Origin of the sequence: Anaerococcus sp. mt242 (assembly GCF_016798225.1) — a bacterium.
Lineage (GTDB): Bacteria > Bacillota > Clostridia > Tissierellales > Peptoniphilaceae > Anaerococcus.
Genome location: NZ_JAEUYX010000002.1, coordinates 1 through 11530, shown reverse-complemented (window position 1 = coordinate 11530; position 11530 = coordinate 1). Strand labels below are relative to the sequence as shown.

The following is an 11530-nucleotide window of genomic DNA, read 5'->3' as shown; positions in this document are numbered from 1 at the left end:
CATAAGCCCTAGCTTTTAAATTTATTCTACACTGTCAATTATTTCTTGCATCCCACTAATCAATGCTTCTTTTTTATTATCAGCTGCTTTTTCATTTTCCTTAGATACAGCGTTGATATATAATTTAATTTTTGGTTCTGTACCTGATGGTCTGATAGCTACCCAAGAATCATCTTCAAAGTAATATTTTAGTACATTTGATTTTGGTAGTCCTGTATCATCAAGTTTGTAATCAACGATATTTACAGTTTTAAAATCTGCAAGTGATTCTAAAGGATTATTTCTAAACTCTTCCATGATTCTACCTATACGAGCTTTACCATCTAATCCTTGAAGGGTAATTGATATTACATCGTTTGAATAATAACCATGTTCTTTGTACATATCATCTAGTACATCTAATAAAGATTTGCCTTGTTTTTTATAGTAAGCTGCCATTTCTGCAATCATCATTGCTGAATTTACAGCATCTTTATCCCTTACAAAGTCTTTGTAGTTGTATCCAATTGATTCCTCAAAGCCAAATACAAATTTACCATCTCCAGTTTTTTCCAATTCATTAGCTACAGCATAGATGTTTTTAAAGCCTGTTAAAACATCATATTTTTTAACGCCATATTTGTTAGCAATCGGTGCAATTAAATCTCCTGTCACAATTGACTTAACTACAGCTCCATTTTCTGGTAGTTCTCCATTTTTATTTAGGGCTTCTAAAATATAATTAGTAAGAAGTGCTCCTATTTTATTTCCTGTAAGGAATACATACTCTCCCTTACCATCATTAATTTCTACAGCACATCTATCAGCATCAGGGTCAGTTGCAAGTAGTAAGTCTGCCCCAACTTCTTTTCCTAATTTTTCTGAATATTCGAAGGCTGCTGGCATTTCTGGATTTGGATAACCCACTGTTGTAAAGTCTGGATCCGGGTTCTCTTGTTCTGTTACTACATTTATATTTTTAAATCCTCTTTGATCAAGAATTCTTCTTACTAATTTATTTCCAGTACCATTAAGTGGAGTATAGACAATTTTTATTTCTTTATCAATGTCTTCATTTATAGTACAATCCAGAACTTCTTTAACATAATCTTCTACTACGCTTTCTGGCACCCATTCGATAATTCCATCTTCAAGGCCTTTTTCAAAATCTAAGCGTGGAATTTCAAAAAAATCTGGGTGTTCTGCAATGTGACCTAGAATTTTATTTGCAGTTTCATCTAAGATCTGACTACCTTCTGAATTATAAGCCTTGTATCCGTTATATTCCATAGGATTGTGGCTAGCTGTAATCATTACACCAGCTGATGTTTTTAAGTGTCTAACTGTGTAAGATAAAACAGGTGTAGGTTCTATTTCTTTATGGATATAAACTTTGATTCCATTAGCTGCAAATACTTCTGCAGTTATTTTTGCAAATTCTTCTGATTTATGGCGTACATCATATGAAATAGCAACACCTGCTTTTTTTGCATCTTCTCCCATTTCAGAGATAGTATCTGCAAAACCTTGAGTAGCCTGGGCTACCATATACTCATTCATACGATTTGTACCAGCACCCAGCTTTCCACGTAATCCTGCTGTACCAAATTCTAATGAGCTATAAAATCTATCTTTTATTTCTTCATCATTTTCTCTAATATCTTCTAATTCTTTACGAGTTAAATCATCAAACTTTTCATTATTTAACCATGTTTCATAATTTTTTATATAATCCATTTTCTTCTCCTAATATATTTTATATACATTAATTGATAACATATCAAGACTCATATCATCTACTATATTATTATTTTTACCCTCTTTATCAAAAATTTTTTCCATTGTAAAATTATCAAAACCAATAAAGGATCTTAACTTTTTACTATTAATATATTTTTCTTCTCTATCAGCATTTATAGCTACTAATACATATCCTTTGCTTGATTTCACTTTGTAAATAATTAATGAATTTTCAACATGCTCCATAAAGCTTAAAGAATTTCTGATATCTTCAGGGTCTATTTTATTAAATACTTTTATATTTTTTCTAAGGGCAATCAAATCTTTAGTATAATTGAATATGTTTATATTTTCTTTCTTATCATCCCAATTTATAGCATTTATAAATAAGGGAGAGTTATAAGAATTTCTATCATTGTTTTTGCTATGATTAAATTCATTTCCTTCATATAAGAATGGTTTACCAAATGATAGCATAACTAATCCAATAGCTAGTTTTACATAATCATCTATATTTGTAAGATCACTTAGGGAGATTTGTAGCTTATCATATAGTATTAGATTATCATGGCAATTAAAATAATTTATAGTCTCTGATGCAAAGTCTGTAAATCCCCACCTGTTTTTATCAAAATGAACCGATCCAGCAATCCCTTCTTCTATTACAGGCTTTAAGTAGTGATTTCCTTGAATATATCCTATGCCAAATGAATCCGTATCCCCCTTTATAGCATCCCTATAAATATCATTAAATACTCCAAAACCATTGGATTTTTGAGATCCTTTTATTGTATGTTTTTCAACGGGCAAGCTTGTACCAAGAGCCATCCAGGGTTCTCCATAGATAATTAAATTTGGATTTATTTTTCTAAGTTCTTTTAACGCAATTCTTATCGTATCGATATCAATTAAGGCCATCAAGTCAAAGCGAAAACCATCTATTTTGTATTCCATAACCCAATGCTTTAAAGAGTCGATGATTAGTTTTCTAACAAAAGGTCGCTCGCTGGCTAGCTCATTACCAACACCTGATCCGTTTGAAAATGTACCATCCTTATTCATCCTATAGTAGTAATTTGGACCTAGGGTATTTAAATTAGAATCGTATGATTTAAAAGTATGATTGTAAACTACATCCATGATTACAGCAATATTTACTTCATGTATTGCTTGAATCATTTTTTTGAGCTCATAGACCCTTGATTTTGAATTTTGTGGGTCAGTTGCATATGATCCTTCAGGTGCAAAGTAAAGCTCAGGGTCGTATCCCCAATTATAATTATCGTCATCAAAAAATCTTTCATTAGATTCATCCACACTTATAAAGTCATATATTGGTAAAAGTTGCACATGAGTTACACCTAGTTCTTTTAAGTGTGATAATCCAGTTTTAAATCCATGATATTTCGAATCTTTTTCACTAAGTCCTAAAAATTTTCCTCTATCCACAACTCCACTGCTCTTATCAGCTGTGTAATTTTTTACTGACATTTCATAGATTATCGCCTCTTCTTCAAGTATATGTGGCACTATACTTTTCTTAAATCCTTTTGGATTAGTTTTTCCCATATCGCAAACTACTGAATACATTGAGTTTATAGAACTTGTAAATGAGTAAGGATCAGTTACCTCATATTTGTCATCTACTATATAGGAGTAATAATATCCATCCAAATCTCCACTTATCTCCGTCTCCCAAACACCGAATTCATTTTTAGTCATAAAATAAATATCTTTGCGAGGATTTCTATAATCCATAGTTAGAGAAAGTTTTACATTTTTTTCCGGAGCAAAGACTCTGAATATAGTTTTTTCTTTTGAGTAAATAGCTCCCAACTCATAATCTTTTATATCTTCATAGGTCAGTTTCTTATAATCTTTTACCAAAATTAATATCCTTTTTTACGTGATCTAAATTAAACTCATTGGCCCACAAAATATTTTCAACTTGCTTTTTAGCCCAATTTTCTTTATCCAAATAATCTTTTGAGATATGACCTCTAAGATTAACCAAATTTTCTAAGTCTAATAATATTTCAAAAGAATCATTGTATAACATTATCTCGTCATATATTTTTTTAAAGTCATAAGGTAAATTTTCGTGGGACTCTTTTAATAAATTTTCTATAGTATATTTTACTACTTGATTTTGATTAATAATATTATTTGCATTATAAGAATTTTCTTTTCGTCTTTGTTCGTAAGCATTATAATTTTCTTTAAATAAATAAAACTCGTTTTCCATATCTAAATTTTTCACAATCCCACCCTTTGTGGTAAGAATATTTGACATATTAAGAATTGAATTTAAAATATCAAAGTTTTGATTATCATATAATGGATAGGTCAAGTTGGAATAGTTATCACATGCAGGATAAAGATATCTAAGATCAGTAACTGAGAGGTTTTCTACATAAATAATCTTTAATTTTTCTCTAATGATTTTATCAGATTCAATTAGTTTTTTTAAAGCCAGAATAAATTTGATAGTTTCTTTTGCCATAAAGTAACCTTCGTTAGCTTTTCCAGAAAAAATATAGGTTTTTGGAATGGCATAGGCATTTCTGTTATCTCTTAGATAATAAAACTCATAAGCGATTGCAAGAGAATTTAATATTTGTCTTTTACTCTCATGCATTATGGATAATTGCATATCAAAAATAGAGTATGGATTGATGTTTTTTTCTTTCCTATCAAGTACTCTTATTAGTCTTTTTTTATTTTCAAGCTTTATTTCCTCTAGTCCATCTAAAAACTTATTACTAGATAAAAGTAAATTAAATTTTTTAAAATCTTCAGTATTAGATATGTCAATTTTATATTCCTCTAAGTAATTAGTTAGTTTCCTGTTTGCACTTTTAGCATACATAAGCCTATCTGTACCAAGATTTATATATGAATAAGACCTGCTATTTTTTCTACTATCACAAAGTGATTTTGATAAGAATATATAATCATTACTTAAAGCTATATTTATATTTCTAAATATTACAAACCCATTTATAATAAATGGATTAAAATTTTCTTCGGTGATGAGTTCATTTTGAATCGCAGTTATAGTCGATAAAATTTCTGGATTCATATTTCTTATCTCATCAACAGGATATCGTTCAAGTGAGTCATCTGTAATCGAGAAAACCAAATGGTAAAAAATCTCCCTTGTGTATTTAATTGCAGTTTTAGTTGAAAAATTATATTCACTTGTTAATATTCTTATAAATTCAATAAGGGCAAGTGTGGGATGAATATCATTTATAATTACGTTTGTTTGCTTATTAATATTTTTAATATCTTCATAATATAAAACATATCTACGAACAAAATCTCTCATAGCTGATGCTGAGAAAAAATATTCTTGCTTTAATCTTAAAATCTTGCCTTCATAAGAAGAATCATCCACATATAAAAATTCAGTTATAGAACTGTTGTTAATATAATCATCATAAGCATCAATAATATCACCTTTTGAAAACTTGTTTAAGTTAATATTTTGGGTTGCTTCAGATTTAAACAATCTTAGAGTATTTATAAAACTGGCATCATCAGACATAACTGGCATATCATAGGTTATAGTTTTATGTTTTTTTCCATAAATTTCTATAACATTTGTAAAAGATTTTCTATGCTCCCAATTATAACCATTTCTTATCCAAGAGGATGATTCTGCTTTCTGCATTCCATCTTTAATTACTTGTTTAAAATTTCCTGACTCATAACGCAGAGCGTAGGCTGTAGCTTTAATTTTCTTATTTGAAAGCTCATTTATAAGATAAGAAGATCCCATGCCCATATCACCAATTCCAAGATCTGGCTCAGGGTCGTAGCTTATAATATCATCATAAGAAAAACCCATTTCATCAAGAGCAAATTTTATTTCAGATTCCAAATCTAGTTTATAAATCACATTTTCTAGGAATCTTCCAGGTAAATATTCAAAGCTTAGAATATATACTTCATAACCTTCTTTAACTTTCTTTGTGTCAACCCATCTTTTGCCAATTATTTCCATGAGATATCTACAAAGACAATCATAGATTTCATTATCTCTAGCGGTTTGTATGTTTTTAGCATAAAAAGAATACAAATAATTTTGTATTCTTTCTATAATTATCTCTTTATTTGTAATCATCCTACGCTTTTATGTCCTCATATAAATCTAAGTATTTACGGGCTGACATCTTCCAATCTATGTCCTGGCTCATTGCATTTTTTACTAATCTGTTGTGATTTTCTTTTTGATTATTGTAGATATTTATTGCATTTTTTATTGTAAATAAAAGTTCATGAGCATTTATATTTGAAAATGAATATCCAGTTCCTTCACCTGTGTATTCATTATAAGGGATAACTGTATCTTTAAGTCCGCCAGCTTCTCTAACAATTGGTAGTGTTCCATAGCGCATAGCAATTAATTGGCTGATACCACAAGGCTCTGAAATAGATGGCATTAGATAAAAGTCACTTGCGGCATAAATTTTGTGGGCTTCTGCTCCACCAAAATAGATTCTGCTAGTCATTTTATCAGGGTATTTCCAGGCAAAATATTTAAACATTTCTTCATAAGTATAATCACCTGTTCCAAGTAAAACAAATTGGATATCCTCTTGCAATAATTCATCCAAAATATATCTTACTAAATCCATACCTTTCATTTCATTAAGCCTTGACACAAGACCTATCATTGGTACATCTTCTCTTTTTGGTAATCCATAAGATTCTTGAAGAGCAATTTTGTTTAAAACTTTTTTTTCAATACTATTTTTACCAAAGTTTTGGTCAATCAATTTATCTGCTTCCGGATTCCATTCGTCATAATCAATACCATTTACTATTCCTGATAGCTTATAGTCATATTGGCGAATAATACCATCTAAGCCTTCTCCATAAAATGGATAATGAATTTCTCTAGCATAATTTTCTGAAACTGTGTTTACGGCAGTAGCATGAATGATACCACCTTTCATAAAGTTTATGGCATCATAAAATTTTAAATCATTTTCATTAAAATATGCTCCATCAAGACCTGCCAGCCTTAGGTTATCAGAATCAAATACGCCTTGGTATTTTAAATTATGTATGGTAAATAATGTTCTTATATCATCATAGTAACTATCTCCACGCCTATAATCATTTACAAAAACATTTACCATTGCTGTATGCCAGTCATTAGAATGAATGATATCTGGCTTAAAATTGATTTCTTTTCCTAAAAGTGTGCAAGCTTTTGAGTAGAATATAAATCTTTCTGCATCATCATCAAATCCGTAAGGGTGGTCACGATCAAAGTACTCCATATTATCGATAAAATAATATTTTACGCCATCAAAATCTAATCCATAAACTCCAGCATATTGGTGTTTCCAATCCAGATCTACGTAAAACTCTGTTATTTTTTCCATTTTTGATCTGTATGACTCATCTATTGTGCTATACAGTGGCAAAACAACTCTAACATCTGCTCCTAGATTTACAAGTTGTTTAGGAAGAGAACCCGCCACATCTGCAAGTCCTCCTGTTTTTACAAATGGTACAGCTTCTGCGGTCAGAAATAGTACATTCATTAGTAGCTCCAATCTTCTAACACTTCATTTTTGCTTGATACAAATGGATGAGATCTGTTACCAAATAATTTTACATTTTTACCAACTTGAGTTCCTTTTTCTGTAATTACAAAGTTTAATATAGCTTCATCTCCGACTACGCTGTCTTGAAAGATGATTGAATTTTTGATTACTGCTCCCTTTTTAACCTTGACACCTCTAAAAATAACAGAATTTTCTACTTCTCCTTCTATGATAGCACCATTGGCTATTAAGGAGTTTTTAACTTTGCTTTCTTTTGTGTAGGAAGTTGAAGGCTCATCTTTAGATTTTGTGTAAACCAGCCCATCTTTATAGAAGAGGTTATCAAAATATTCTCTATCTAATAGTTTTATATTTGCATCGAAGAATGAGTAAGTGTCCATTATGATTTCTAATTGATTATTAATCCTATAAAAATCTATATCTAAATCCTCTGGATATTCAAAAATCGCATTTAGCAAGTTTGAAATATAATTTTTTTCTTCGGCATATCTTAAAACTTTAATGAATAACTCACGTTTTATAAGAATAGACCCAGCGAATAAATCAAACTCATCACTTGTACCTAGATTGAATCCAGCATTTGCTGGTTTACCTTCTTCGTTTGAATTAATTATTCTACGATTGAGGAAAAAACCATCCTTATCCTCTGTTTTCTTTGTAAATATTAGTACGTCATTGCCTTGATTTTTTAGTTGCTCTTTTGCATCTCCTATATCTACTTTATTTATATACATTGGGTTTGTTACAAAAATATATTCTGCATTACTTTCTTCAAAGGCTCTAAGTGTATCAAAATAAGTTTCTATTTCTGATGGATTTTTTTTATCATAATTTGGAGGATTTATAGTAAGTCCACCGCGTCTTCTATTAAGTTCCCAGCTTCTACCATCACCTATATGATCAAGTGTTGATCTCATCTTATTTCCTGCATATAATATTACATTGGATATGTCATAGTTTGTTAAATTTGAAAGGGTAAAGTCTATAATTCTATATCTACCTGCATATGGCAACATATAATCAGGTCTTACCTTGCACAATTCACCATAATCAGCTGGATTGAATTCTGAGCTATATACTAATGCTAAAATATTATCCATTTTATTCCTCCCCGATACCTTCAGAACTCACTAAATAGACTTTATCGGTATCTTTATCACCTATATTTTCTGTAATTTCTATATCTTCAGCTACCACACAATTGTAAATCTTGCATCCAGCTTTTACTTTGGAACCATTTAATAAAACTGAATTATAAACTTCAGCGCCCTCTTCTACAGTAACATTTGAGAATAATACAGAATTATCTACAATACCATCTATTACACAAGCTTCATTTACTAAAGCATCATTGAGCTTTCCATTAGGTCCAATTCTATGAGGAGGTAAGTTTAAGCTTGTAGTATAAATCTTCCAATCCTCATTATATATGCCTAGTTCATTATTTGGATTTATAAGATCTAAGTTTGCTTGCCAGTAACTTCTTACAGTACCAACATCTTTCCAATAGCCATCAAATTTATAAACATAAAGAGGTTCACCATCTGCTAACATTTTTGGGATAATATCTTTACCAAAGTCATTTGATGAATCAGGATTTTCATTATCTTCAATTAAAGTTTTCCTCAAAACTTTCCAGTTGAAAACATAAATACCCATAGACGCTAGATTTGATTTTGGATTTTCTGGTTTTTCTTCAAATTCTGTAATTCTGCCATTTTCATCAGTATTCATAATTCCAAATCTGCTAGCTTCATCCCAATCTACTTCCATGACAGCAATCGTAGCATCAGCACCTTTTTGCTTATGAATATCCAAAAGTTCTCTGTAGTCCATTTTATAAATATGGTCACCTGATAAAATTAAAACATATTCAGGATCTACTAAATCAAGGTAATTTATATTTTCATAGATAGCACTTGCAGTTCCTTCAAACCATTTTCCTCCCTCTTCTGTATAATATGGAGAAAGAATTCGAAGACCTCCGTAGTTTCTGTCATAGTCCCAAGCAGCACCAATACCTAAGTGACGATTTAAAAGCTGTGGTTTATATTGAGTTAATACACCTATATCTTTTATTTCTGAGTTAGTTGAATTACTTAAAGCAAAATCTATGATCCTGTATTTTCCGCCAAATGGAACAACTGGTTTTGCCATATCCTTTGTCAATGCTTTAAGTCTAGAACCTTGTCCTCCAGCCAAAAGCATTGCAGCTGTTTTATTTGAATTTCTCATATGTCCTCCTTCGCAAAAGACTATCTATTATATAGTATATTAATACCCTAAAATAAATTTAAAATGCTAAAAAAACCTTTTCTTAAAATATATTTTACAAAAACTGAGGTGTTTTGACAAAATCCTCATTGTAAGGTACATTATAAGTTACATGGGGATGCCATGGTTTCGACGTGGTCGAAGAATTATTAATAGCAAGTCGAATGTGGAACGTAAATCCACAGTTTAAATATAAACGCAAACAACAATAGCGAAGCTAACTTCGCACTAGCTGCCTAAGAATCTGGTAGCAATGAATTGTAGGTTTGTCGCGAACTTACAATTTGTTTCATAATTTTAGCGACAACTAATATACCAAAGCTTTGAGGTATATTCAGTATAATGAAGCTAGCATAAAAATTATTTGTAAGTTTACTGGTTTTTATGCAAAATTTTTAAACTTACTAAACTTGTAGAGGTTAATAAGGAGACTTCCACGGACATGGGTTCGACTCCCATCATCTCCACCATATAAATACTGGACAGATTGTAATATCAACATTTAATTATATGTTGTCCCCAACCTGTCCCCAACCGGATTTGTAAAAAAACTAGTACAATAAACAAAAAAAAGAGGACAATTAGTCCTCTTTTTCTTTAACCCCATTTGGATTTTCTTTGTAGTATATATCTATCAACTCATCTATATCATCTTTAGTTGCATGGTGTCTAAAGAAAGTTTTTGCATTTCTTCTGTACCTATCTACTTTAGTTTTTTCTGGGTTTCTTTCTTCGTAAGCTCTAGAGGCTCTTTTTTGAGCCTCACTTACTTTTCCCTTTTTATCTGTCATTTTCTGCAGCCTTTAAAAAATCACTCCACATAGTATCTGGATCATCATAGCTGCTATAGTCTAGGTCATACTCTTCTAATGCTTTTGCATACACTTCATCATCGATATCGCTCCACATATCAACACTTTCTACTTCTTTTACAAATTCATCTACTGTAAGATAGTCATAGTTATCTAGGTTTATACCGTTGTATGCTACTGTGATTTGGTTGTCTTCTTTGTTTCTTAATACTTCTAATTGTTTCATTTTTCTATCTCCTTTAATTATTTATCTTACACTAACATTATACCGCGGGCGTTATATAAAGTCAAGTACTTTTTTTAATTTTTTATGCTAATTTTAAATTATTTTCTAAAGCAATTACTGCTTCTTGCACATCATCATCTTTTGCTTGTGTACAGTGAAGTTTACCAGTTGTTAAGTCGATGTAAGCTCTTTCTACTATGCTTGCCATGTTGCTACCTTTTGTGTTTGAAACTTTTTCGCCGTTAAGTTTAGCACTTGAAACATTGCCTGTGTTATATCTGCTAATTTCTAGACCTGCAAGTTTAAGACCAGCGTTATTTAAGTAAAGTCTGTCATAACCAGCTTTTTGCCATCTTTTAGCACCCATAGCTATAAGATCTTCTACTGTATATCTTACTTCTTTAACTTCTGCCCATGCCATCTTCATAGCTTCTGCTATATACTCAACTGCTTTGCCGCCAAAATTTGCTACTGCTTCTTTTGCGATTTCCCATGCTCTTGTCATAATGTTTTTTAAGTTTGCCATTGTTGTATCTCCTTTTGTTTATCTCTTATGTTACTTATATTATATCACGCCCACGTTATATGTCAAGTCTTTTTTAAAAGTTTTTATAAAAATTATTGATTTTTTTATTAATATGTTCTACAAGCATTGAAAACAACCCAATCATTCATATTTTGAGATATAAGCGATTTAAAAAAGCCAGGCTTGTCTTTATATGCCTAATATTTATATCAAAATACAAAAAAGAGGTAACCACAAAGGTCACCCCAATTCTTGCCCTGGTAGACACATCTACCCTTCCGTACTCACGGAAGGTCTTTTCCGCTTTCCAACTAGTCATATGTATTATACCACAAAAAAAGAGGCCAGCCAAAAGGCCAGCCCAATTTTTAGAGTTAATACAGAATAT

The 11530-nt window shown here is 30.9% G+C and carries 9 protein-coding genes and 1 other RNA gene; 1 reads left to right on the top strand and 9 read right to left on the bottom strand.

From position 1 onward, the window contains the following. Positions 1-21: 21 nt before the first annotated feature. The 6 genes from JNO63_RS01190 to JNO63_RS01165 are packed head-to-tail and all read right to left on the bottom strand — an operon-like array spanning position 22 to position 9539. The gene (locus JNO63_RS01190) at positions 22-1716 is read right to left on the bottom strand and encodes a phospho-sugar mutase (protein WP_203126449.1); all 1695 of its coding nucleotides are present in this window, start codon (positions 1714-1716) and stop codon (positions 22-24) included. A gap of 9 nt (positions 1717-1725) precedes the next feature. Next, positions 1726-3606: a type I pullulanase gene (gene pulA / locus JNO63_RS01185; protein WP_308669839.1), complete on the bottom strand. Its 1881-nt coding sequence runs from the start codon at positions 3604-3606 to the stop codon at positions 1726-1728. Further along, entirely contained in the window at positions 3590-5848 is a 2259-nt protein-coding gene (locus JNO63_RS01180) for a glycogen/starch/alpha-glucan phosphorylase (protein ID WP_203126448.1), read from the bottom strand. Before JNO63_RS01180 ends, pulA begins: the two co-directional genes overlap by 17 nt. Position 5849: 1 nt before the next feature. Then, positions 5850-7280 (bottom strand): glycogen synthase GlgA, encoded by a 1431-nt coding sequence (glgA, locus tag JNO63_RS01175; protein ID WP_203126447.1) that lies wholly within the window; start codon positions 7278-7280, stop codon positions 5850-5852. Then, complete coding sequence (glgD, locus tag JNO63_RS01170) at positions 7280-8404, bottom strand: glucose-1-phosphate adenylyltransferase subunit GlgD (RefSeq protein ID WP_203126446.1); 1125 nt, start codon at positions 8402-8404, stop codon at positions 7280-7282. Before glgD ends, glgA begins: the two co-directional genes overlap by 1 nt. A 1-nt stretch (position 8405) precedes the next feature. Next, complete coding sequence (locus JNO63_RS01165) at positions 8406-9539, bottom strand: glucose-1-phosphate adenylyltransferase (RefSeq protein ID WP_203126445.1); 1134 nt, start codon at positions 9537-9539, stop codon at positions 8406-8408. A 153-nt stretch (positions 9540-9692) separates the two neighbouring features. Here JNO63_RS01165 and ssrA point away from each other — a divergent pair. Then, positions 9693-10048: a transfer-messenger RNA gene (gene ssrA, locus JNO63_RS01160) on the top strand. 111 nt (positions 10049-10159) lie between these two features. On the opposite strand, the gene JNO63_RS01155 is transcribed toward ssrA, so the two are convergent. From JNO63_RS01155 to JNO63_RS01145, 3 genes are all read right to left on the bottom strand, one after another. Next, entirely contained in the window at positions 10160-10369 is a 210-nt protein-coding gene (locus JNO63_RS01155; RefSeq protein WP_203126444.1) for a hypothetical protein, read from the bottom strand. Then, on the bottom strand, positions 10359-10616 hold the full coding sequence (locus JNO63_RS01150) for a hypothetical protein (protein WP_203126442.1): 258 nt from the start codon (positions 10614-10616) through the stop codon (positions 10359-10361). Before JNO63_RS01150 ends, JNO63_RS01155 begins: the two co-directional genes overlap by 11 nt. An 82-nt stretch (positions 10617-10698) precedes the next feature. After that, positions 10699-11142, bottom strand: a complete 444-nt coding sequence (locus tag JNO63_RS01145) for a hypothetical protein (RefSeq protein WP_203126440.1) — start codon at positions 11140-11142, stop codon at positions 10699-10701. Positions 11143-11530: the final 388 nt, after the last annotated feature.

What these genes read in the sequence shown, in the direction of transcription:
- JNO63_RS01165 (WP_203126445.1), bottom strand. Translation starts at nt 9,539, where the DNA reads ATGAGAAATTCAAATAAAACAGCTGCAATGCTTTTGGCTGGAGGACAA.
- JNO63_RS01145 (WP_203126440.1), bottom strand. Translation starts at nt 11,142, where the DNA reads ATGGCAAACTTAAAAAACATTATGACAAGAGCATGGGAAATCGCAAAA.
- JNO63_RS01180 (WP_203126448.1), bottom strand. Translation starts at nt 5,848, where the DNA reads ATGATTACAAATAAAGAGATAATTATAGAAAGAATACAAAATTATTTG.
- glgD (WP_203126446.1), bottom strand. Translation starts at nt 8,404, where the DNA reads ATGGATAATATTTTAGCATTAGTATATAGCTCAGAATTCAATCCAGCT.
- glgA (WP_203126447.1), bottom strand. Translation starts at nt 7,280, where the DNA reads ATGAATGTACTATTTCTGACCGCAGAAGCTGTACCATTTGTAAAAACA.
- JNO63_RS01190 (WP_203126449.1), bottom strand. Translation starts at nt 1,716, where the DNA reads ATGGATTATATAAAAAATTATGAAACATGGTTAAATAATGAAAAGTTT.
- JNO63_RS01155 (WP_203126444.1), bottom strand. Translation starts at nt 10,369, where the DNA reads ATGACAGATAAAAAGGGAAAAGTAAGTGAGGCTCAAAAAAGAGCCTCT.
- JNO63_RS01150 (WP_203126442.1), bottom strand. Translation starts at nt 10,616, where the DNA reads ATGAAACAATTAGAAGTATTAAGAAACAAAGAAGACAACCAAATCACA.